Origin of the sequence: Paenibacillus agaridevorans (assembly GCF_003112455.1) — a bacterium.
Classification (GTDB): Bacteria; Bacillota; Bacilli; order Paenibacillales; family Paenibacillaceae; genus Pristimantibacillus; species Pristimantibacillus agaridevorans.
On the sequence record NZ_BDQX01000398.1, the window covers coordinates 1 to 650 of the forward strand.

Here is a 650-nt window from a genome sequence, read left to right on the forward strand (position 1 = left end):
GCCGGTAAGCAAGCTAAAGATTCAGCACACTTTCGTATCCAGTTTTCAATGTGCAAACATTGAAACATATTCCCTGATAGCTCAGTTGGTAGAGCACTCGACTGTTAATCGAGTTGTCACAGGTTCGAGTCCTGTTCGGGGAGCCATTTCCTGGAGAAGTACCCAAGTGGCTCAAGGGGACCCTCTGCTAAGGGGTTAGACTGCGTAAGTGGTGCGAGGGTTCGAATCCCTCCTTCTCCGCCACATTCTTTTTGCCGAAGGACTCATCGCATGGCATCGAGAGGCCGAGACGTAATCGGTCTTTTTATTTTGTTCAAGTCCTCGCGGATTGAGAAATTAAGAAATTAAATCTTGCAAATGAGCAGACAAGGTGATACAATAACTCTTGTCGCAAAAAAGCGAATGTATGCGGTAATGCAGCATGTGGCCCGTTGGTCAAGGGGTTAAGACACCTCCCTTTCACGGAGGTAACAGGGGTTCGAATCCCCTACGGGTCACCATATTGTGCCGTTGTAGCTCAACTGGTAGAGCAACTGACTTGTAATCAGTAGGTTGGGGGTTCAAGTCCTCTCGACGGCACCAGCTTTTTGCGGAAGTGGCTCAGCGGTAGAGCATCGCCTTGCCAAGGCGAGGGTCGCGGGTTCGATTCC

At 49.8% G+C, this 650-nt stretch carries 4 tRNA genes; all 4 read left to right on the top strand.

From position 1 onward, the window contains the following. Positions 1-70 precede the first annotated feature (70 nt). The 4 genes from PAT3040_RS30795 (at position 71) to PAT3040_RS30810 (ending at position 582) form a co-directional block, all read left to right on the top strand. Positions 71-146 (top strand) — tRNA-Asn (locus tag PAT3040_RS30795). 6 nt (positions 147-152) lie between these two features. Then, a tRNA-Ser gene (locus tag PAT3040_RS30800) sits at positions 153-243 on the top strand. A gap of 182 nt (positions 244-425) precedes the next feature. After that, positions 426-500, top strand: a tRNA-Glu gene (locus PAT3040_RS30805). Positions 501-506: 6 nt separating this feature from the next. Then, a tRNA-Thr gene (locus tag PAT3040_RS30810) sits at positions 507-582 on the top strand. The last annotated feature ends 68 nt before the right edge of the window (positions 583-650 follow it).